The 20,255-nt window shown below is 59.7% G+C and carries 19 protein-coding genes; 14 read left to right on the forward strand and 5 right to left on the reverse strand.

The window, feature by feature from the left end; genetic code table 11:
- The first annotated feature begins 178 nt into the window (after positions 1 to 178).
- The 7 genes from PG5_RS10445 (at position 179) to PG5_RS10475 (ending at position 7,305) form a co-directional block, all read left to right on the forward strand.
- Complete coding sequence (locus tag PG5_RS10445) at positions 179 to 1,210, forward strand: ligase-associated DNA damage response exonuclease (protein WP_020797083.1); 1,032 nt, start codon at positions 179 to 181, stop codon at positions 1,208 to 1,210.
- On the forward strand, positions 1,207 to 2,892 hold the full coding sequence (locus PG5_RS10450) for an ATP-dependent DNA ligase (RefSeq protein WP_020797084.1): 1,686 nt from the start codon (positions 1,207 to 1,209) through the stop codon (positions 2,890 to 2,892). The genes PG5_RS10445 and PG5_RS10450 overlap by 4 nt, the downstream gene beginning before the upstream one ends.
- Before the next feature lie 216 nt (positions 2,893 to 3,108).
- Positions 3,109 to 3,891 carry a transporter substrate-binding domain-containing protein gene (locus PG5_RS10455; protein WP_020797085.1) on the forward strand — a complete coding sequence of 261 codons (783 nt, stop codon included), beginning with the start codon at positions 3,109 to 3,111 and terminating at the stop codon, positions 3,889 to 3,891.
- Between the two features lie 56 nt (positions 3,892 to 3,947).
- The gene (locus PG5_RS10460) at positions 3,948 to 4,676 is read left to right on the forward strand and encodes an ABC transporter permease (protein WP_020797086.1); all 729 of its coding nucleotides are present in this window, start codon (positions 3,948 to 3,950) and stop codon (positions 4,674 to 4,676) included.
- A complete protein-coding gene (locus tag PG5_RS10465) occupies positions 4,673 to 5,383 on the forward strand; it encodes an ABC transporter permease (RefSeq protein WP_020797087.1) in 711 nt (236 codons plus the stop codon). The genes PG5_RS10460 and PG5_RS10465 overlap by 4 nt, the downstream gene beginning before the upstream one ends.
- A gap of 25 nt (positions 5,384 to 5,408) precedes the next feature.
- Positions 5,409 to 6,527, forward strand: coding sequence for a succinylglutamate desuccinylase/aspartoacylase family protein (locus tag PG5_RS10470; RefSeq protein ID WP_020797088.1), 1,119 nt, complete (start codon positions 5,409 to 5,411; stop codon positions 6,525 to 6,527).
- A gap of 13 nt (positions 6,528 to 6,540) precedes the next feature.
- Positions 6,541 to 7,305 (forward strand): ABC transporter ATP-binding protein, encoded by a 765-nt coding sequence (locus PG5_RS10475; protein WP_020797089.1) that lies wholly within the window; start codon positions 6,541 to 6,543, stop codon positions 7,303 to 7,305.
- Positions 7,306 to 7,351: 46 nt separating this feature from the next.
- Here the strand turns inward: PG5_RS10475 and PG5_RS10480 are convergent, their stop codons facing one another.
- Positions 7,352 to 7,900 carry a hypothetical protein gene (locus tag PG5_RS10480; RefSeq protein ID WP_020797090.1) on the reverse strand — a complete coding sequence of 183 codons (549 nt, stop codon included), beginning with the start codon at positions 7,898 to 7,900 and terminating at the stop codon, positions 7,352 to 7,354.
- A 68-nt stretch (positions 7,901 to 7,968) separates the two neighbouring features.
- Between PG5_RS10480 and PG5_RS10485 the strand changes: the two genes are divergently transcribed.
- Together PG5_RS10485 and pdeM are read left to right on the forward strand one after the other, a co-directional pair.
- Positions 7,969 to 10,455 carry a ligase-associated DNA damage response DEXH box helicase gene (locus tag PG5_RS10485; protein ID WP_020797091.1) on the forward strand — a complete coding sequence of 829 codons (2,487 nt, stop codon included), beginning with the start codon at positions 7,969 to 7,971 and terminating at the stop codon, positions 10,453 to 10,455.
- Positions 10,455 to 11,114 (forward strand): ligase-associated DNA damage response endonuclease PdeM, encoded by a 660-nt coding sequence (pdeM, locus tag PG5_RS10490; RefSeq protein ID WP_020797092.1) that lies wholly within the window; start codon positions 10,455 to 10,457, stop codon positions 11,112 to 11,114. The genes PG5_RS10485 and pdeM overlap by 1 nt, the downstream gene beginning before the upstream one ends.
- Before the next feature lie 111 nt (positions 11,115 to 11,225).
- Here pdeM and PG5_RS10495 read toward each other — a convergent pair whose 3' ends face one another.
- Both PG5_RS10495 and dcd read right to left on the reverse strand, forming a co-directional pair.
- Positions 11,226 to 11,435 (reverse strand): hypothetical protein, encoded by a 210-nt coding sequence (locus PG5_RS10495; protein WP_020797093.1) that lies wholly within the window; start codon positions 11,433 to 11,435, stop codon positions 11,226 to 11,228.
- Positions 11,436 to 11,542: 107 nt separating this feature from the next.
- Positions 11,543 to 12,109 carry a dCTP deaminase gene (gene dcd / locus PG5_RS10500; RefSeq protein WP_007940589.1) on the reverse strand — a complete coding sequence of 189 codons (567 nt, stop codon included), beginning with the start codon at positions 12,107 to 12,109 and terminating at the stop codon, positions 11,543 to 11,545.
- A gap of 353 nt (positions 12,110 to 12,462) precedes the next feature.
- Between dcd and PG5_RS10505 the strand changes: the two genes are divergently transcribed.
- Positions 12,463 to 12,672 carry a cold-shock protein gene (locus tag PG5_RS10505; RefSeq protein ID WP_002554837.1) on the forward strand — a complete coding sequence of 70 codons (210 nt, stop codon included), beginning with the start codon at positions 12,463 to 12,465 and terminating at the stop codon, positions 12,670 to 12,672.
- Positions 12,673 to 12,828: 156 nt separating this feature from the next.
- On the opposite strand, the gene PG5_RS10510 is transcribed toward PG5_RS10505, so the two are convergent.
- Positions 12,829 to 13,836 (reverse strand): DUF481 domain-containing protein, encoded by a 1,008-nt coding sequence (locus tag PG5_RS10510; RefSeq protein ID WP_033045526.1) that lies wholly within the window; start codon positions 13,834 to 13,836, stop codon positions 12,829 to 12,831.
- A gap of 136 nt (positions 13,837 to 13,972) precedes the next feature.
- On the opposite strand from PG5_RS10510, the gene PG5_RS10515 reads away from it, so the two are divergent.
- The 4 genes from PG5_RS10515 to PG5_RS10530 all read left to right on the forward strand — a co-directional run bounded on the left by PG5_RS10515 (position 13,973) and on the right by PG5_RS10530 (position 18,786).
- Positions 13,973 to 14,353: an MGMT family protein gene (locus PG5_RS10515; protein WP_218646588.1), complete on the forward strand. Its 381-nt coding sequence runs from the start codon at positions 13,973 to 13,975 to the stop codon at positions 14,351 to 14,353.
- Between the two features lie 44 nt (positions 14,354 to 14,397).
- Positions 14,398 to 15,957, forward strand: a complete 1,560-nt coding sequence (locus tag PG5_RS10520; protein WP_020797097.1) for an AmpG family muropeptide MFS transporter — start codon at positions 14,398 to 14,400, stop codon at positions 15,955 to 15,957.
- Positions 15,958 to 16,099: 142 nt separating this feature from the next.
- Complete coding sequence (locus PG5_RS10525; RefSeq protein WP_020797098.1) at positions 16,100 to 17,815, forward strand: proline--tRNA ligase; 1,716 nt, start codon at positions 16,100 to 16,102, stop codon at positions 17,813 to 17,815.
- Positions 17,816 to 17,832: 17 nt separating this feature from the next.
- Positions 17,833 to 18,786 (forward strand): hypothetical protein, encoded by a 954-nt coding sequence (locus PG5_RS10530; RefSeq protein ID WP_020797099.1) that lies wholly within the window; start codon positions 17,833 to 17,835, stop codon positions 18,784 to 18,786.
- A gap of 97 nt (positions 18,787 to 18,883) precedes the next feature.
- On the opposite strand, the gene dinB is transcribed toward PG5_RS10530, so the two are convergent.
- On the reverse strand, positions 18,884 to 19,945 hold the full coding sequence (gene dinB / locus PG5_RS10535) for a DNA polymerase IV (RefSeq protein ID WP_020797100.1): 1,062 nt from the start codon (positions 19,943 to 19,945) through the stop codon (positions 18,884 to 18,886).
- Between the last annotated feature and the right edge of the window lie 310 nt (positions 19,946 to 20,255).

Genomic DNA, 20,255 nt, shown 5'->3' on the forward strand with positions numbered 1-20,255 from the left:
AACCCATGTGGGAGCGAGCCTGCTCGCGAAGAGGCCCTGTCAGTCAACATCCATGCTGACTGACACACCGCTTTCGCGAGCAGGCTCGCTCCCACAGTCGTTTCCCATTGAACTCCAATAGAACTTCTCGCCCCCGGCAAACCTCCTAGCTAACAAGCCCCTGCACTTGGACAGCAACGTGGACCTTGTCATCGCGCGCCCTGAAGGCTTGTACTGCCCCGCCGGCGATTTCTACATCGATCCGTGGCGGCCGGTCGAGCGTTCGGTCATCACCCACGCCCATGGCGACCACGCCCGCACCGGCAACCAGCACTACCTGGCGGCAGCACCCGGTGAAGGGATACTGCGGGCACGACTGGGCCAGGACATCGACCTGCAAACCCTGGCGTATGGCGAGCGGTTGCTGCATCACGGCGTTACCCTGAGTTTCCACCCCGCCGGCCACGTCCTCGGCTCGGCTCAGGTGCGCCTGGAATATGGCGGGGAAGTCTGGGTGGCGTCAGGTGACTACAAGATCGAACCCGACGGCACCTGCGCACCGTTCGAACCGGTGCGCTGTCACACCTTCATCACCGAGTCGACATTCGGCCTGCCGATCTATCGCTGGCAGCCCCAGGCGCAGGTCTTTACCGAGATCAATCAATGGTGGCAGGCCAATGCCGAGCAAGATAAAGCCAGCGTGCTGTTCTGTTATTCCTTCGGCAAGGCCCAGCGCATTCTCCATGGCATCGATGCCAGCCTCGGGCCGATCCTGACGCATGGCGCGGTGGAGCCGCTGAACCGTGTCTATCGCGAGGCCGGCATAGACCTGCCGCCAACGCTCTACGCTGGCGATTTCCAAAAAAACGATCCGATTCTGCGCAAAGCGCTGGTCATCGCTCCGCCTTCGGCCGGTGGCAGCACCTGGATGCGCCGTTTCGGCGACTACAGCGACGGTTTCGCCAGCGGCTGGATGCGCTTGCGCGGAACGCGTCGGCGACGTGGGGTGGATCGCGGTTTCGTGTTGTCCGATCACGCAGACTGGCCGGGATTGCTGTGGGCCATCGAACAGACTGGCGCTGAGCGGGTAATGGTCACGCACGGTTCCGTCGCGGTATTGGTGCGCCACCTGCGTGAACAAGGCCTCGATGCCCAGGGCTTTCGCACCGAGTACGGTGACGATGAGGAGGCATCGACCGCCGAAGCCGAGAGCGTCGAGGCACTGCCATGAAGGCTTTCGCCCAGCTGTACGCCGAACTCGACGCCACGACATCGAGCAACGCCAAGCTGGCGGCGATGCAAGAGTATTTTGCTCAGGCCGCGCCGGAAGATGCCGCGTGGGCGGTGTACTTTCTGTCCGGAGGACGCCCCAGGCAATTAGTGCCGGTGCGCGTCCTGCGGGAGTTGGCAGTCGCGTATTCCGGGCTTTCGGCGTGGCTGTTCGAAGAAAGCTACCAGGCGGTGGGCGACCTGGCGGAAACGATTTCCCTGGTGTTGCCCGAATCGCCTTATCGCTCCAGCGACGGATTGGCGGTATGGATCGAAGAAAAACTGCTGCCATTGCGCGGCGAATCCCCGCAGGTGCTCGCCGAACGCCTGCCCGCTCTCTGGTCGCAACTGGACCGCCCCAGCCTTATGCTGTGCATCAAGTTGATCACCGGCAGCTTTCGCGTCGGTGTCTCGAAGTTGCTGGTGACCCGAGCGCTGGCCTCCATGACTGGCCTGGACAGCAAGCGCGTGGCCCAACGAATGGTCGGCTACACCGATTTGTCCAACCGCCCCACTGCCGCCAGCTACTTGAAGTTGATCGCCGCGCAATCTCCCGACGAACATGCGCAACGCGGCGGTCAGCCGTATCCGTTTTTCCTCGCCCACGCCCTGGCACAACCGGTTGAACAATTCGAAGCGCTGCTCGGCACCGCCATCCAGTGGCAGGTCGAATGGAAGTGGGATGGCATCCGCGCCCAGATCGTCAAACGCGAAGGACGCCTATGGATCTGGTCGCGCGGTGAAGAATTGGTCACCGATCGCTTTCCTGAATTTGACAGTCTGATCCACTGCTTGCCCGACGGCACCGTGATCGACGGCGAGATCGTCGCCTGGAAAGCCGCTCACACAGGGACCGAAGATGCCTTCGATCCGCCTCCGGATTCCCCTGCCGTACAACCTTTCGCCCTGTTGCAGCAGCGGATCGGCAGGAAAAACCTCACCCGCAAGATTCTCAATGACGTGCCGGTGGTCATCCTCGCGTACGACTTGCTGGAATGGCAAGGCGAGGATTGGCGCAATCAGCCGCAAAACCGGAGGCGCAGTCAACTGGAGAAGGTAATCACCCAGGCCAACAATCCTCTGCTGCTCGCCTCGCCCTTATTGACCGGCGAAGACTGGTTCGACCTCGCCCGCCAGCGGGAAGCATCGCGCCGGCTCGGGGTCGAAGGCATGATGCTCAAGGCTCGGGACGCGCTCTACGGCGTCGGTCGCACCAAGGACATGGGGGTCTGGTGGAAATGGAAAGTCGACCCGTTCAGTGTCGACGCGGTGCTGATTTATGCGCAGCGCGGCCATGGCCGCCGCGCCAGTCTCTACAGCGATTACACGTTCGCCGTCTGGGACGCGCCACCCGACGCCAGCGAACGCGCGCTGGTGCCGTTTGCCAAGGCCTATTCAGGGTTGACCGATGAACAAATGCGCCAGGTCGACAACATCGTGCGCAGAACCACGGTAGAAAAATTCGGCCCGGTGATCAGCGTCAAGCCGAGCCTGGTGTTTGAACTGGGTTTCGAAGGCATCGCCTTGTCCAAACGGCACAAAAGCGGGATTGCGGTGCGGTTTCCGCGGATGCTGCGCTGGCGGCAGGACAAATCGGTCGAAGAGGCTGATCACCTGGGTACATTACAGGATCTGCTCGGCTGAACCGCTGTATGCGAGCGCTGTGCAGAACCAGAAAAGTGCAGGCTTTTCACGACGCCCATTTTCGTGCACTAATCCCCTCCTGCAATTTCCCGAATACCTTTTAAACGCTTGTTCGGTACTCTGGTTCGGAAATTGCTACTTTCATTAGGGCTTACGCTTACCAGTAACAATAATTCTGCGCCACAAGCGCTCATATTGGTTCTTAGGGATTGAATAATGAAAAAAGCATTGCTGACCCTTTCTGCACTGGCGTTGTGCGTGGCAGCCGGTTCCGCGCTGGCAAAGGAATACAAGGAATTGCGTTTTGGTGTTGACCCTTCCTACGCGCCGTTCGAGTCGAAAGCGGCCGACGGCAGCCTGGTAGGCTTCGACATCGACCTGGGGAACGCGATCTGCGCTGAGCTGAAGGTCAAGTGCAAATGGGTCGAAAGCGACTTCGACGGCATGATTCCTGGCCTCAAGGCCAATAAATTCGACGGCGTGATCTCTTCGATGACCGTTACCCCGGCCCGCGAAAAAGTCATCGACTTCTCCAGCGAACTGTTCTCCGGTCCAACCGCCTACGTGTTCAAGAAAGGTTCCGGCCTGACCGAAGACGTCGCGTCGCTCAAGGGCAAGACCGTCGGCTACGAACAAGGCACCATCCAGGAAGCCTACGCCAAGGCTGTGCTGGATAAGGCCGGCGTGAAGACCCAGGCCTATCAGAACCAGGACCAGGTGTATTCCGACCTGACTTCCGGCCGTCTGGACGCCGCGATCCAGGACATGCTGCAAGCCGAACTGGGCTTCTTGAAGTCGCCAAAAGGTGAAGGCTACGAAGTCAGCAAGCCGGTTGACAGCGAACTGCTGCCCGCCAAGACGGCAATCGGCATTAAGAAAGGTAACACCGAGCTGAAAGCACTTTTGGATAAAGGTATCAAAGCGTTACACGATGATGGCACCTACGCCACTATTCAAAAGAAACACTTCGGCGATCTGAACCTGTACAGCGGCAAGTAATGCCCGGCGCCCATCTCGCGATGGGCGCTTTTTTCATCCGATCAGGTTGCTGATTTATGTTCGAAAACCTCTTAAACACACTGGGGCTCTCCGCCTTCAGCCTCAAGGGCTTTGGCCCGCTGCTGATGGAAGGCACCTGGATGACCATCAAGTTATCGGCGATGTCGCTGCTGGTGGCCGTATTGCTCGGTCTACTCGGCGCCAGTGCCAAGCTGTCGAAAGTCAAACTGCTACGCCTGCTTGCACAGTGCTACACCACGCTGATTCGCGGGGTGCCAGACCTGGTGCTGATGCTGCTGATCTTCTACAGCCTGCAAACCTGGCTGACGTCGCTCACCGATTACATGGAATGGGAATACATCGAGATCAACCCGTTCAGCGCCGGGGTACTGACCCTGGGCTTCATTTACGGCGCCTACTTCACCGAAACCTTCCGCGGCGCGATCCTCGCCGTGCCTCGCGGGCAGGTCGAAGCAGCCACGGCCTACGGACTCAAGCGCGGCCAGCGGTTCCGTATCGTGGTGTTTCCGCAAATGATGCGTTATGCCCTGCCGGGTATCGGCAACAACTGGATGGTCATGCTCAAGGCCACTGCACTGGTGTCGATCATCGGCCTCGCCGACTTGGTCAAGGCGGCCCAGGATGCGGGTAAAAGCAGCTATCAGCTGTTCTACTTCCTGGTGCTCGCCGCCCTGATCTACCTGGCGATCACCAGCGCCTCCAACGTCATTCTGCGCTGGCTCGAACGCCGCTATGCCGCGGGTACCCGGGAGGCTGTGCGATGATCGAACTCCTGCAGGAATACTGGAAAGCCTTCCTCTACACCGACGGTCAGAACATCACCGGCCTGGCCATGACCCTGTGGTTGCTCAGTGCATCGATCTTCATCGGCTTCATCGTCTCGATTCCGTTGTCGATCGCCCGGGTTTCACCGCACTTCTACATTCGCTGGCCGGTGCAGTTCTACACCTACCTGTTTCGCGGCACGCCTTTGTATATCCAGCTGCTGATCTGCTACACCGGGATCTACAGCCTGGCCGCCGTGCGCGCGCAACCGCTGCTCGACAGCTTCTTTCGCGATGCGATGAACTGCACCATCCTGGCGTTCGCCCTGAACACCTGCGCCTACACCACGGAGATTTTCGCCGGGGCGATCCGCAGCATGGCCCACGGCGAAGTCGAAGCCGCCAAGGCCTACGGCCTGACAGGCTGGAAGCTGTATGCCTACGTGATCATGCCTTCGGCGCTGCGTCGCTCGTTGCCGTACTACAGCAACGAAGTGATCCTGATGCTGCACTCGACCACCGTGGCGTTCACTGCGACTATCCCGGACATCCTGAAAGTCGCTCGGGACGCCAACTCGGCGACCTTCCTGACCTTCCAGTCGTTCGGGATCGCCGCGCTGATCTACCTGACCGTCACCTTTGCGCTGGTCGGCCTGTTCCGCCTCGCCGAACGCCGATGGCTGGCCTTCCTCGGGCCGACTCACTAGGACCCCGCTTCGGGAAACACGACAAATGCGCCACCAGATACATGACTTGCTGGCCCCACTGCCGGGGACCGCACGACAGATCCACAGTTTTCATTTCGGGCCGCAACCGGCCAATGGCAAGATCTACATCCAGTCGTCCCTGCACGCCGATGAAATACCCGGCATGCTGGTGGCGTGGCACCTCAAGCAACGCCTGGCGGAGTTGGAAGCCGCCGGCCGGCTGCGCAGTGAAATCGTCCTGGTGCCCGTGGCCAACCCGCCGGGCCTGGAGCAAGTGTTGATGGATGTACCGCTGGGGCGCTATGAGCTCGAAAGTGGGCAGAACTTCAACCGCTGGTTCATCGATTTGAGCGAAGAGGTGGGCAACGCGATCGAAGGCCAACTCGGCGACGACCCGCAGCGCAACCTCGAACTGATCCGCAACAACCTGCGCCAGGCATTGGCGCGGCAGACCGCCAGCACCCAGCTGCAATCCCAGCGCCTGACCCTGCAACGGCTGGCCTGCGATGCCGACATGGTGCTGGACCTGCATTGTGACTTCGAAGCAGTGGCGCACCTGTACACCACGCCCGAAGCCTGGCCACAGGTCGAGCCGCTGGCTCGCTACATCGGTTCCGAAGCCAGCCTGTTGGCCACCGACTCCGGTGGCCAGTCGTTCGATGAATGCTTCACGCTGCTCTGGTGGCAATTGAAGGAGCGCTTCGGCGAGCACTTCGATATTCCGCCGGGGAGCTTTTCGGTCACCGTCGAGCTGCGCGGCCAGGGCGACGTCAACCACCCGCTGGCCAGCCAGGACAGCCAGGCGCTGATCGACTATCTGATTCATTTCGGCGCGATTGCCGGTGAGTCGGCGCCATTGCCCGACCTGCCCTACCCGGCCACCCCCCTGGCCGGAGTGGAACCCGTGGCGACGCCTGTTGGCGGGCTGCTGGTGTTCAGTGCGCTGCCGGGGCAATACCTGGAAGCCGGGCAACTGATCGCCGAAATCATTGACCCCATCAGCGACCGTGTCACGCCTGTCCATTGCACTGCCGCCGGCCTGATGTACGCCCGCTCGCTGCGCCGCATGGCCACCGCCGGCATGGTGATCGCCCACGTCGCGGGCGCCGAAGCCTATCGCAGCGGCTACCTACTTTCGCCTTGAGGATGCATGCTCCATGTACAAACTGACCATTGAAGGCCTGCATAAAAGCTATGGCGATCATGAGGTGCTCAAGGGCGTGTCGCTCAAGGCCAACACGGGCGATGTCATCAGCCTGATCGGTGCCAGCGGCTCCGGAAAAAGTACCTTCCTGCGCTGCATCAACTTCCTCGAACAGCCCAACGATGGGGCCATGAGCCTCGACGGCCAGGCAATTCGCATGATCAAGGATCGTCATGGCATGCACGTGGCCGATGCCGATGAACTGCAAAGAATTCGCACCCGCCTGGCCATGGTGTTCCAGCATTTCAACTTGTGGAGCCACATGACGGTGCTGGAAAACATCACCATGGCCCCGCGCCGGGTGCTGGGCTGCAGCAAGCAGGAAGCCGAAGATCGCGCCCGACGTTACCTCGACAAGGTCGGGCTGGCAGCACGTGTAGCGGATCAATACCCGGCATTCCTTTCCGGTGGCCAGCAACAACGGGTGGCGATTGCTCGCGCGTTGGCCATGGAACCGGAAGTGATGCTGTTTGACGAACCGACCTCGGCGCTCGACCCGGAACTGGTGGGTGAAGTGCTCAAGGTGATCCAGGGCCTGGCCGAAGAAGGCCGGACCATGATCATGGTCACCCATGAAATGAGCTTCGCGCGCAAAGTATCGAGCCAGGTGTTGTTCCTGCACCAGGGCCTGGTGGAGGAAGAAGGCGCGCCGGAGGATGTGCTGGGCAACCCGAAGAGCGAGCGTCTGAAACAGTTCCTCAGCGGCAACTTGAAATAAGCGTTCAACCCTTGAAACGGGAGCCAGGCTGACTGGCTTCCGTCACTCAACTGGCTTCACGCTCAAGCCTGAAGCTGCCGTTTTCCACCTCGATGCCGTCGGCATCCAGGCCGCGGAAACTTCCGGCAAACTGTGCGTCGCCTCCCACCGTCAATTCAAGCGCGCCTCGATACAACTCCGCTTCCGAACTGCCCGTCACGTGAATGATCATCGGGGAGCGTTCACTCAATCCCAGATGAAACCTGCCGCTGTCGATACCCTGCGGCAGATAGAGATAAAACGCCTTGTCCAGACCATCGCTCGCGCCAAGGCAGTGCAAGCCTGGCTGTTCGAAATAGTCGAGCGTTGGCGCTGCCCGAAACGCGAGGAGCTTCCCACTCTCCGTGATCAAATCGGCGCGCAAATGCCCTGCACGAACTGACTTCATCTGAATGTTCCTTTTCATATTCATGGTCGACGGCTCGCTGTCGGCCCTGGCAAGACGCGGCAGGACGAACAGCGCAGCGATAAAACCACGGCCCATCGGCCAATAGGTTTCAACGACAAACACAGTTATTTCCGAATATGAGAACTGCTCGGCGAAGACCGCACGCATCAGTCATTAAACCTTTCGCGTTGCGCCGTGGTCAGTCAAAGAACACTCTCAGAGCGCACGCCGCCGGTATGGGAACCACCACCGACTTCGCCAAACGCTGGTTCACCGCTCGCGGCTGGAAGCCGTTCACCTTTCAGAAACAGGTGTGGGCAGCCGTCAAACAAGGACAATCCGGTCTGCTGCACGCCAGCACCGGCGCCGGCAAAACCTATGCGGTCTGGTTCGGCGCGCTCAATCGCTTCGCACGCTCTGCACCTGCGGTTGAAACACCACGCAAACGAAAACCCGTAGCCGATCCCCTGACCGTTCTCTGGATAACCCCGATGCGCGCCCTGGCTGCCGACACCGCCCGTGCACTGCAGGCGCCGCTGCTCGACTTGCAGATCCCCTGGAACGTCGGCCTGCGCACGGGTGATACCAGCAGCAGCGAACGTGCACGCCAGAGCCGACGCTTGCCTACCGCGCTGATCACCACCCCGGAAAGCCTGACGTTGATGCTCGCCCGAGCGGATGCACACACAGCACTCTCGACCTTGCGCATGGTCGTGGTCGACGAATGGCACGAATTGCTCGGCAACAAGCGCGGCGTGCAACTGCAACTTGCGCTCGCCCGCCTGCGCCGCTGGAACCCGCAATTGATCGTGTGGGGCGTTTCCGCGACGCTGGGCAATCAGGACCACGCCGAGCAGGTATTAATCCCACAGGGCGGCGGTATCAACGTTCAAGGCCAGACGGATAAAAAACTGCAGGTTGATACGCTGCTGCCGCCCGCGATCGAGCGCTTTCCATGGGCCGGACATATCGGCCTGAAAATGTTGCCGCAGGTCGTCGCGCAACTGGATGACAGCGCCAGCAGCCTGGTTTTCACCAATACGCGTGCGCAATCGGAAATCTGGTATCAAGCGTTGCTTGAAGCCCGACCGGACTGGGCGGGGGTGATCGCGTTGCATCACAGTTCGCTGTCCCGTGAAACCCGTGACTGGGTGGAGCGTGCCCTCAAAGAAGGTCACCTCAAAGCCGTGGTCTGCACCTCCAGCCTGGATCTGGGCGTGGATTTCCTGCCAGTGGAACGGGTGCTGCAAATTGGCTCGGCCAAAGGCGTGGCCCGCCTGATGCAGCGCGCCGGGCGTTCCGGGCATGCGCCGGGACGCGTTTCCCGGGTGACGCTGGTGCCGACGCACAGCCTGGAGCTGATCGAAGCCGCAGCGGCACAGGATGCAGTGGCGCAGCGACGGATCGAACCTCGAATATCACCGCATAAACCCTTGGATGTGCTGGTCCAGCATCTGGTCAGCATGGCACTGGGTGGCGGTTTTGTGCCCGATCAGTTGTTTGATGAGGTACGCACCACCTGGGCTTATCGTGATCTCACTGAGGCGGATTGGACCTGGGCGCTGGCTTTCGTACGTCACGGCGGGCTTTCCCTGACAGCCTATCCGGATTACCGCCGGGTCGAGCCGGATGAACAGGGAATCTGGCGTGTACCCGATGCACGATTGGCCCGCCGCCATCGCATGAGCATCGGCACGATTGTCAGCGATGCGAGCATTCAGTTGAAATTCTGGAGCAAGGGCGGCGGCGGCAAACAACTGGGCAGTGTTGAAGAAGGTTTCATCGCGCGACTTAAGCCGGGCGATGGCTTTCTGTTTGCCGGGCGGCTGCTGGAGTTGGTACGCGTGGAAAACATGACCGCCTATGTCAAACGCAGCACCGTAAAGAAAGCCGCGGTGCCGCGGTGGAATGGCGGTCGCATGCCCCTCTCCAATGAGCTGGCGCAAGCGGTGGTCACGCGCTTTAGTGAGGCGGCGCGCGGCGAGTTCAGCGGCCCGCAAATGCAGGCATTGCGCCCGCTGCTGGAGGTACAGCAACGCTGGTCTGGCTTGCCAACGTCGCAATCGTTGCTGGCCGAGGCGTTGAAGTCCCGTGAGGGCTGGCATCTATTCCTGTATCCCTTCGCCGGCCGTCAGGTGCATCTGGGCCTGGGCAGCTTGCTGGCGTGGCGAGTCAGTCAGCAGCAAGCCGTGACGTTTTCCATCGCGGTCAATGATTACGGGCTGGAATTGCTGAGTGCCACCCCGGTGGACTGGGTGCAAGCCCTGAGTCCGGACTTGTTGAGCCCAGACAATCTGCTCAGGGACGTACTCGCCAGCCTGAATGCCGGAGAGCTGGCCTTGCGGCGCTTTCGGGAAATAGCCCGGATCGCCGGACTGGTGTTCGCCGGTTACCCCGGTGCAGCCAAGAGCACACGCCAGGTTCAAGCCTCGAGCGGGTTGTTTTTCGAAGTGTTCAAACAGTACGACGCGGGCAATTTGCTATTGGCCCAGGCCGGAGAAGAAGTCCTGCGCGAGGAACTGGATATTCATCGCCTGGAACAGACGTTGGCGCACATCAGTCAGCTACGTCTCGACCTGCATCAAGTCAAACGTCCTACACCCCTCGGGTTTCCGCTGCTGGTGGAACGTATGAGAGAGAGCATGAGTTCAGAAAAACTCGCCGACCGCATCCGACGCATGGTCAGCGACCTTGAGATAACAGCCGGAACAGGGAAAGCCTGATGAGTACGCCCTACCCCGTGCGACTGGCCGGCGAAGAGCTTTGGCTGCTGCCGGAAAAAGCCCTCTACTGGCCTGCTCAGCAAGCGTTGTTGATCGCTGACGTGCACTTCGGCAAGGCCGCCGCTTACCGAAGCCTTGGCCAACCAGTCCCCCAAGGTACCACCCGCCGCAACATCGCCGTGCTTGACGAACTGCTGGCCACATTGCCCTGCCGACAGCTGATTTTCCTAGGCGATTTTCTTCACGGACCGGGTTCCCATGCCAGCGCCACGCTGCAAGCATTGATTGACTGGCGAACACGCAATGCCAAGCTGGCCATGACGCTGATTCGCGGCAACCATGACAAGCGTGCCGGGGACCCGCCGGCCTCGCTGAACATTCGAGTGGTGCCTGAGCCGTTGCTGCTGGGGCCGTTCGCTTTGCAGCACGAACCCCAGCCGCATGCGGATCGACATGTACTCGCCGGTCACGTGCATCCAGTTTATCGACTCAACGGTCGGGGTCGGCAGAGCCTGCGGCTGCCATGTTTCAGACTGGGCGGGGACATCAGCCTACTACCGGCCTTCGGGGCGTTTACCGGAGGTTATCTGGTGGAACAGGACGACGACTGTAGGATTTTCGTCATCGGCGACGACGAAATCTGGCCGGTGTCCCTGTAGGAGCGAGCCTGCTCGCGATGGAAGTTAACGTTAATGCGGGCTTTCTGGAAAACTCAGCGCCCTCACGTTCTTCGCGAGCATGCTCGCTCCTACAGAAGAAGGCAGCGGGTCTCAGACAACTGGCGCGGGAGGTGGCTCATCCGGCAGGGTCGGCTCACCGGGTTCGCTCGGTTGTTCATTGGGCGTATCAGGATCAGGTTGGCCGGGGATGCCCCCCGCCATGCTGACGGGCGGATGTGCCAACAAGGACCAGGCCAGGACGCCAACCTGATTGGGCTCAAGCCTTGCCAGTTCGGCACTTATACGCGGATCGATCTTCATAAAGCACTCCTGGGCGATGGCCCGATCCGCCTTACGCGAATCGGAACAGTACATTCCATAGAGTGTACGCTCGCCCAGGAATTCCCAAGGTTCGTCGGACGGCTGACTCAGGTGCGTGGCAGGGTGACGCCACGTTGGCCCTGATACTTGCCGCCACGGTCCTTGTAGGAGACTTCGCACTCTTCGTCAGATTCGAGGAACAGCATCTGCGCGACGCCTTCGTTCGCGTAGATCTTCGCTGGCAGGTTGGTCGTGTTGGAGAACTCCAGGGTCACGTGACCTTCCCACTCAGGCTCGAGCGGCGTGACGTTGACGATGATGCCACAGCGCGCGTAGGTGCTTTTACCCAGGCAAATGGTCAATACATTACGCGGGATGCGGAAGTACTCGACGGTGCTGGCCAAGGCGAAGGAGTTCGGCGGAATAATGCACACGTCGCTATGGATGTCGACGAAGCTGCCGGCATCGAAGTTTTTCGGGTCGACGATCGCCGAATTGATGTTGGTGAACACCTTGAAGTGATTGGTGCAACGCACATCGTAGCCGTAGCTGGACACGCCGTAGGAGATCACGCGGCTGTCATCGCTGCCGCGCATCTGGCGCTCGACGAAAGGCTCGATCATGCCGTGTTCCTGCGCCATGCGGCGAATCCACTTGTCCGATTTGATGCTCATGGCGGGTGTCCTGAATAGCGAGGTCGAAAAAATCTGTCCGGCATCTTACCGGGCGCGCCGCCGGGTTCAAAGTCCGCGCTGCAATTCTCGCCAAACAGCCAGGAATTACCTGCAATGGCGACGAAGCGTCACACCGTCGATCCTTAAAACAGATAAACCTTCGCAAGAAGCATTGGCACGTTCCGGAAAAAGGGTTAAGGTGGCGCCACTGTGCTGCTTGTGTCACTGAGAATCTCTACACGATATGTTGAATTTCGATCCAACCATCTACAAGAATTTTTCCTGCTCTTTGCACTCAGTCTCGGCCAGGGTTCTTCCTGAGTCGCAGTTATCTTTGTTCAAGGAGTTACACCATGTCTAATCGCCAAACCGGTACCGTTAAGTGGTTCAACGATGAAAAAGGCTTCGGCTTCATCACTCCACAATCCGGTGACGACCTGTTCGTTCACTTCAAAGCTATCCAATCCGACGGCTTCAAAAGCCTGAAAGAAGGCCAACAGGTTTCTTTCATCGCTACCCGCGGTCAGAAAGGCATGCAAGCTGAAGAAGTTCAAGTTATCTAACTTGTACTTGCTTTAGTAAAAGGCCCCGCTCTCAAAAGCGGGGCTTTTTTGTGCCTGCAGGTTTTTCGCAGGCCAAAAAAGATCGCAGCCTGCGGCAACTCCTACCGGATGTACATCAATCCTCTGAGCTTCCGCAGGCTGCGATCTTTATGCGTCTTACCAGGTCACGCCAAATCCTGCCGTGTAGCGGGTCTTGTCCAGATCGGCATCGTCAGTTCCGTCGATAATATCTCGCTCGGCCTTGAGGTTTAGCGACGCCCAGTCCGTAACCTTGTAACGCAGGCCCATCTCGGCATCCAGTGCATACTCAGCCACGCCCGACAACGGCTTGCCCACCTCGCCATTGGTGAAGAACTCCACTTTCTTGCCAATCAGGTAACGGTTGTAGTCCCACTTCATCGCGACAGAGTAGAAGTTTTCCTTGCTGCCATCGCTGAATTGGTAATCAGTGCGGTTGATCAGAGAGCCCAGGGAGAATGCCCCCAGCTCGTTATCCCAAAATTGATAACCTGGACCGGTACCGACAGTACGCTGGCGGGAGAGGTCTTCGACCTTGTCACGCTTGTACACCAGGCGACCTTGCCAGAACCATTTTTCCGTCAGGAAACGGTCTAGCGAGTATTCTCCCCGCCAATTGTCCGTAGTCACCACGTCATCCTGGAATTCTCGGTTGTACTCGCCTTCCGCAATATGCCTCCATCGACCATGGCGCGCCGTCGTCTTGAAGTCGATGTCGTAGTCGTCGGTATCCTTGTCTGCCCGCTGATAATCCAGCGCCGCATCGATATTGCCTTTCCACACCAGATCCTCGACCACAGGCTTGGGCTTGAGGATTTGCTGGACGCTCGCCAGCTCAACAGTCTTGGGCGCCTCGCCGTTTTCCAGGGTTACCTTGCCATCTTCCGCCGCGTGCAGCGACTTGGCCTTCTCGCCGGTGTAGGCGTCCTGCTTGACCAGCAGCTCCTGATCGCTTTCCAGGGTCTTGACCTGTTTCCAGTCGATCGGCACGGCACCGGCGTACTCCGTCTGGACCAACAGCTTGCCACCGTCGAACAGGATGATCTTGCCGCTCAGCTTGTCACCGTTCTTCAACCAGACGGTGTCCGCGAGCAAGGGAGTGGAAGCACTGACGACAGCGAGGCATAGCAAGGTTCTGGACAACATAAGCAAATACAGGCTCAGGTTCGCGAAAAAAAGTCGGCATTATCCTCAGGAATAAGACCCTAGCAAGGAGTGACCCAACTTTTTCTATTGAGTTCATTTCTCAACTGGCAATCCAGCATTTACTCTACAGACGGTACTGCGAACGACTTCAGGAACTGCGAACGTGATCGAGCTGACCGAAAAACCCGAGAGTGCCGCGCAAATCCGACGCACGGCGCTGTACCTGACGCTCGCGCAAGTACCCGAAGGCAAGGTCGTGAGTTATGGTCAACTCGCCGAACTGGCGGGACTGGGACGCGCCGCTCGCTGGGTCGGCAGGACATTGAGTCAATTGCCCGGCGACAGCAAATTGCCCTGGCACCGCGTACTCGGTGCCGGCGGGCGCCTGAGCCTGCCCGCAGGCAGCCCATCCGGGGACGAACAGCGCGCGCGACTGCGCATGGAGGGCATCAGTATCCAGAACAATCGTGTTGATATTCAGCGTCATGGGTGGCGCCCGGTAGAGCACAGCGGTTAGAGTGCGCGCTTTGTTTCCGTATTTCTTGAGGCAGACTCCAGCCCATGCCCCGTAAAACCTGGCGCGCCGCGCTTGCTGCCTATGCCAGCCCTTCGACGCTCGTACTGTTATTGCTGGGTTTCGCCGCCGGCTTGCCCTACATGCTGGTGTTCTCGACGCTTTCGGTCTGGTTGCGTGAAGCCGGTGTGGCGCGCGAAACCATCGGTTATGCAAGCTTGATCGGACTGGCATATGCCTTCAAATGGGTCTGGTCCCCCCTGCTCGACCAATGGCGCCTGCCGTTGCTCGGCAAACTCGGCCGACGACGTTCCTGGCTGGTGTTGTCGCAAGCACTGGTCATTCTTGGCCTGGTCGGGATGGGCTTCTGTGACCCGCAAAAGCATTTGTCCTGGCTGATCGCCATCGCAGTGGTCGTCGCCTTCGCCTCGGCGACGCAAGACATTGCAGTGGACGCCTACCGACTGGAAATCGCCGAAGACAGTCGCCAGGCAGCGCTCGCCGCCAGCTATATGTCCGGCTATCGCATAGCAGCACTGCTGGCCACGGCCGGCGCGCTGTTCTTCGCCGAGGGCTTCGGTTCAACCGGCTTCAACTACAAGCATTCGGCATGGGCTGGCACTTACCTGCTGTTCGGCGCCTTGATGGTGCCGGCGTTGCTCACCTCGCTGTTCATGCGTGAACCTGCGGTGCCTCTGCGCACGCAATTGCAGGCCGGGCGCTACAGCTTTGTGCATCAACTGGCCTCGGTTTTCGTCCTGATCGTACTGCTGGTGTCCGTGCCGGCCATGTTTACGCAGCTCTATAACACCGACTTTGCCAGCGTGCTGTTCGAAGGCGTGAGCCTGCTCGACCTGCTGCTCGAAGACCGCGCGCTCCTGCGCGCGATCCTCTACACCACACTCACCGCCCTGTGCCTGTCGGCCATGGGCCGTCGCGGCCTGGCCCCCGTGCTGACGCCGGTCAACGACTTCATTCTGCGTTATCGCTGGCAAGCGCTGCTGCTGCTGGGGCTGATCGCCACCTACCGGATGTCCGATACGGTGATGGGCGTGATGGCGAACGTGTTCTACATCGACCAGGGTTTCACCAAGGACCAGATCGCCAGCGTCAGCAAGATCTTCGGCCTGATCATGACCTTGGTGGGCGCCGGCATGGGCGGCCTGCTGATCGTGCGCTTTGGCATCTTGCCGATCCTGTTCATTGGTGGTGTCGCGTCGGCGGGCACCAATATATTGTTCCTGTTGCTCGCCGACATGGGCGCCAACCTCAACATGCTGGTCCTCACCATCTCCCTGGACAACTTCAGTTCAGGCCTGGCGACCTCGGCGTTCGTTGCCTACCTGTCGAGCCTGACCAACCTCAAGTTCTCCGCCACCCAATACGCTCTGCTCAGCTCGATCATGCTCTTGCTGCCGCGCCTGATCGGCGGCTATTCAGGCGTCATGGTAGAGAAGTTCGGCTATCACAACTTCTTCCTGATCACCGCCCTGCTCGGGGTTCCGACGCTCCTGCTGATCGCCTTGCACTGGTTCCAGGAGAACCGTCGCGCCGGTCCGACACCGAAACCGGAGCCGGCGCCTACCCAGATCATGGAAGAATCGTAGGGAACACGCGCAGAAATCCTACAGAGGACGGGGTCAATCCCGTCCTCCTGCCACCGCACCGACCGCACGCCTGTACGGCAGCGGAACTCGCCCGTACAATGCTCCGTCATTTCTCGTCATCAGCAATCGATAACGGCCAACCATGCGCACCAGTCAATTTTTGCTTGCCACACAGAAAGAAACGCCTTCCGACGCGGTCGTGATCAGCCATCAGCTGATGCTGCGCGCCGGCATGATCCGCAAACTCGCCTCGGGCCTGTATACCTGGCTGCCGATGGGCTTGCGAGTGATGCGCAAGGTCGAAGCCGTCGTTCGCGAAGAAATGAACGCCGCCGGCTCGCTCGAAGTGTTGATGCCGAGCACTCAACCGGCTGAGCTGTGGCAGGAATCCGGGCGCTGGGAAGAGTACGGCCCTGAATTGCTGCGCTTCAAGGATCGCCACGGTCGCGATTTCTGCGCCGGCCCGACTCACGAGGAAGTCATCACCGACCTGATGCGCAACGAGTTGAGCAGCTACAAGCAGCTGCCAATCAACCTGTATCAGATCCAGACCAAATTCCGTGATGAGATCCGTCCGCGCTTCGGCTTGATGCGCGGTCGCGAATTCATCATGAAGGACGCCTACTCGTTCCACGCCGACCAGCCATCGCTGCAGGTCACGTACGACCGCATGCATCAGGCGTATTGCAACGTATTTACCCGCCTGGGCCTGAAGTTCCGCCCGGTTGAGGCCGATAACGGCTCCATCGGCGGCGCCGGCTCCCACGAGTTCCACGTACTGGCCGAGTCCGGCGAAGACGATATCGTCTTCAGCAACGGTTCCGACTACGCGGCGAACATCGAGAAAGCCGAAGCCGTGCCGCGTGAGACTTCCCGTCCGGCACCGGCTGAAGAGCTGCGTCTGGTCGACACGCCAGAGACCAAGACCATTGCCGCGCTGGTGGAAAAATTCAATCTGCCGATTGAAAAGACCATCAAGACCCTGGTGGTGCACGCTGAAGAGAAAGGCAAGCTGATTGCCCTGATCATCCGTGGCGACCACGAGCTGAACGAAATCAAGGCCGCCAACCAGCCTGGCGTCGCCAGCCCGCTGGTCATGGCTTCCGAAGCGGAACTGCGCGACGCCATTGGTGCCGGCGCCGGTTCCCTGGGCCCGCTGAACCTGCCGCTGCCAATCATCATCGACCGTTCCGTCGAGCTGATGAGCGACTTCGGCATCGGTGCCAACATCGACGACAAGCACTACTTCGGTGTGAACTGGGAACGCGACCTGCCCGTGCCGACCGTGGCCGACTTGCGTAACGTGGTCAGCGGCGACCCAAGCCCGGACGGCAAGGGCACCCTGGAAATCAAGCGCGGCATCGAAGTCGGGCACATCTTCCAGCTGGGCAACAAGTACAGCAAGGCGATGAAGTGCGAAGTACTGGGGGAAAACGGCAAGCCGGTCACCCTGGAAATGGGCTGCTACGGCATCGGCGTTTCCCGCGTGGTTGCGGCTGCCATCGAGCAGAACAACGACGACAAGGGCATCATCTGGAGCGACACCCTGGCACCCTTCCAGGTTGCCCTGGTACCCCTGCGCTACGAAACCGACCTGGTTCGCGAAGCCACCGACAAGCTGTATGCAGAACTGACTGCGGCAGGCTTTGAAGTGTTGCTGGACGACCGCGACAAGAAAACCAGCCCGGGCATCAAGTTCGCGGACATGGAGCTGATCGGCATTCCTCACCGGATCGTGGTCAGTGACCGCGGCCTTGCCGAAGGCAACCTGGAATACAAGAGCCGTACCGAGGCCGAGCCGCAAGCGCTGCCGGTCGCCGACGTGCTGCCTTTCCTTCAGGCCCGTATCCGCCGCTGAAACCAGATAGAGACGTCATGTTCAAGCGAAACACCTTAGGCCTCGGTGGTGCCGCCCTGTGCGGCACCCTGCTGGTCAGCGGCTGTGCCAATCACATGTCACAACGCAGCGAGCACGAGGAACGCATCGAGCGCAAACTGCTTGATCACAGCCTGCAGATCGATGTGGGTGAGCCCAAGGTGCTTGAGCTGCCTCAACGCCGGGTGAAAATCCACGAGCAGAAGACTTTCGAAGTCACCGAGTTCGAGGTTACCCGCCATTACGATCGCTACACGCCGTACCAACCCTGGCGGGAGGTCTATGAGATCCCGCTGGGCGCGGTCGCGGTGGTGGCCGGGGTCGGCGCCAATGTGGCCAACGTGTTTGCCCTGGGCAATCTGCCAGACAGCATGACCAGGGACTGGTTCAGCTACGGCTTCGCCGGGCTCAACCCGTTCATGAACGTGCAGTCCCATGGACGCGCCCAGCAGAACCTGGCGGGCATCGACGAAGTGCAACTCGACAAGCGCACGGAGTACTCGAGCCTGCCCTGGAGCGAGCGCCCGGTCGAAGTCAAGGCTGGCAAGGAAACCTTCCAGTTGAGCACCGACAAGAATGGCGTATTGCGCCTGAACCTGTTGGACAGCCCGTTCGCCGAACATGACCTCAATCACCTGAGCAAGCTGCAGATCAACGTCCAGGACGCCAAGGACGATGTGCACAGCGATTCGTCGCTGGCACTGAGCAACACCTTGCGCGGCAAGTTGCTCGAAGCCCACGGCTTGATTTACGACGACCTTGAAGATGACGAAGTGAGCCAGTGGGTTCACCGGGTCAAGCGCCTGTCGGAGCTGGGCCTGGAGGAAGAAGCCACCGAGCTTGAACAGAGCCTGATCGAACTGACTCGCAACGACCCGGAGCTGCAGACCGAATTCCTCAAGTCCTTGACCAAGGATGCCGGGCGGCTGGTGGCGGATCCGGGACCGAACTAAGGCCTTTTAAAAGATCGCAGCCTGCGGCAGCTCCTACAGGGGAACGCGCGCTCATGTAGGAGCTGCCGTAGGCTGCGATCTTTTGACTTTAAGGTTGTTAACGCTCAAACAACTCCATTTGCTCAAACCCGCCCCGCAAATCCTCCAGCCTCACCCCTACGCCCAACAACCGCACCGGCTTACCGCCACGGTTGAACGCCTGCGTCAGCAACAACTGATAACTGCCCAAATCCCGCCCCGCCCCCGCCTGCTCCAGCGTGGTCTGGGTGAAATCATGAAATTTCACTTTGACGAAGGGTTTGCCCGGCCGATAACTGCTGTCGATTCGCGCCATGCGGGATGCAAGGGTATCCAGCAGCTCCGGCAGTTTTTCCAGGCAACTGCGCAGGTCCGGCAAGTCAACGTCGTAGGTGTTTTCGACACTGATGGACTGGCGGCGACTGTCGTTATGGACCAAGCGATCATCGATCCCACGTGCCAGGCTCCAGAGTCGCTCGCCAAAGCTGCCGAATTCGCGCACCAAAGCCAACTTGTCCCACTCGCGTAGCTGTGAGCAGTCGACAATACCGAGCTTGCCCAGCCTTTCGGCAGTGACTTTACCGACCCCGTGCAGCTTGCTCACCGGCAAACCGCTGACAAACGCCTCGACCTGATCCGGGGTGATCACGAATAACCCGTTGGGCTTTTTCCAGTCGCTGGCAATCTTGGCCAGAAACTTGTTGGGGGCCACGCCGGCGGAGACGGTGATATGCAACTGATTGGAGACGCGCCGGCGTATGTCCTGGGCAATTCGCGTCGCACTGCCGCCAAAATGCGCGCTGTCCGACACATCGAGGTAAGCCTCATCCAGAGAAAGCGGCTCAATGATCTCGGTGTAGTCGCGAAAGATCGTGTGAATTTCCCTGGACGCTTCTCTATAGGCGTCCATTCGTGGCTTGACGATCGTCAGGTCCGGACACAGCTTCAATGCGTGCCCCGAAGACATGGCTGAGCGCACGCCATACGCCCGGGCTTCATAGTTGCAGGTGGCGATCACCCCGCGCCGGTCCGCCGCCCCGCCGACCGCCAGGGGCTTTCCAGCCAAGCGCGGGTCGTCCCGCATCTCGATGGCGGCGTAGAAGCAATCACAATCGACGTGGATGATTTTTCGCTGGGTCATTTCAACGCGGTGTTCATGGAGTAGAAATAGCGTCACGCGATGTAGGAAAAACAGTATCTCACTGACAACTGTATATAGCACCAGTACCTTGACGGTTCTTTTCAGTCGTAGGCGAACCACCATAAATTTATTTTCTCAATCGAAAAGTTACCTCTAATAGAGCCGCAGGCCTTGCCAGGCCTGCCTCTCAGGCCGATCGAGCGTCCCAATTTGCAGCTAAGCGATTGAACAGGAACAGGTTTTATCAAAATTGCAGGTTGACACCCCCGCGCATTTCTATAGAATTGCCAACACAGACGCGGGATGGAGC

It is taken from the genome of Pseudomonas sp. G5(2012), assembly GCF_000408945.1.
GTDB lineage: Bacteria > Pseudomonadota > Gammaproteobacteria > Pseudomonadales > Pseudomonadaceae > Aquipseudomonas > Aquipseudomonas umsongensis.

What these genes read in the sequence shown, in the direction of transcription:
- PG5_RS10455 (WP_020797085.1), top strand. Translation starts at nt 3,109, where the DNA reads ATGAAAAAAGCATTGCTGACCCTTTCTGCACTGGCGTTGTGCGTGGCA.
- PG5_RS10485 (WP_020797091.1), top strand. Translation starts at nt 7,969, where the DNA reads ATGGGAACCACCACCGACTTCGCCAAACGCTGGTTCACCGCTCGCGGC.
- PG5_RS10520 (WP_020797097.1), top strand. Translation starts at nt 14,398, where the DNA reads ATGCCCCGTAAAACCTGGCGCGCCGCGCTTGCTGCCTATGCCAGCCCT.
- PG5_RS10475 (WP_020797089.1), top strand. Translation starts at nt 6,541, where the DNA reads ATGTACAAACTGACCATTGAAGGCCTGCATAAAAGCTATGGCGATCAT.
- PG5_RS10510 (WP_033045526.1), bottom strand. Translation starts at nt 13,836, where the DNA reads ATGTTGTCCAGAACCTTGCTATGCCTCGCTGTCGTCAGTGCTTCCACT.
- PG5_RS10450 (WP_020797084.1), top strand. Translation starts at nt 1,207, where the DNA reads ATGAAGGCTTTCGCCCAGCTGTACGCCGAACTCGACGCCACGACATCG.
- pdeM (WP_020797092.1), top strand. Translation starts at nt 10,455, where the DNA reads ATGAGTACGCCCTACCCCGTGCGACTGGCCGGCGAAGAGCTTTGGCTG.
- PG5_RS10480 (WP_020797090.1), bottom strand. Translation starts at nt 7,900, where the DNA reads ATGCGTGCGGTCTTCGCCGAGCAGTTCTCATATTCGGAAATAACTGTG.
- PG5_RS10495 (WP_020797093.1), bottom strand. Translation starts at nt 11,435, where the DNA reads ATGAAGATCGATCCGCGTATAAGTGCCGAACTGGCAAGGCTTGAGCCC.
- PG5_RS10465 (WP_020797087.1), top strand. Translation starts at nt 4,673, where the DNA reads ATGATCGAACTCCTGCAGGAATACTGGAAAGCCTTCCTCTACACCGAC.
- PG5_RS10525 (WP_020797098.1), top strand. Translation starts at nt 16,100, where the DNA reads ATGCGCACCAGTCAATTTTTGCTTGCCACACAGAAAGAAACGCCTTCC.
- PG5_RS10530 (WP_020797099.1), top strand. Translation starts at nt 17,833, where the DNA reads ATGTTCAAGCGAAACACCTTAGGCCTCGGTGGTGCCGCCCTGTGCGGC.
- PG5_RS10460 (WP_020797086.1), top strand. Translation starts at nt 3,948, where the DNA reads ATGTTCGAAAACCTCTTAAACACACTGGGGCTCTCCGCCTTCAGCCTC.
- dinB (WP_020797100.1), bottom strand. Translation starts at nt 19,945, where the DNA reads ATGACCCAGCGAAAAATCATCCACGTCGATTGTGATTGCTTCTACGCC.
- PG5_RS10470 (WP_020797088.1), top strand. Translation starts at nt 5,409, where the DNA reads ATGCGCCACCAGATACATGACTTGCTGGCCCCACTGCCGGGGACCGCA.
- dcd (WP_007940589.1), bottom strand. Translation starts at nt 12,109, where the DNA reads ATGAGCATCAAATCGGACAAGTGGATTCGCCGCATGGCGCAGGAACAC.
- PG5_RS10505 (WP_002554837.1), top strand. Translation starts at nt 12,463, where the DNA reads ATGTCTAATCGCCAAACCGGTACCGTTAAGTGGTTCAACGATGAAAAA.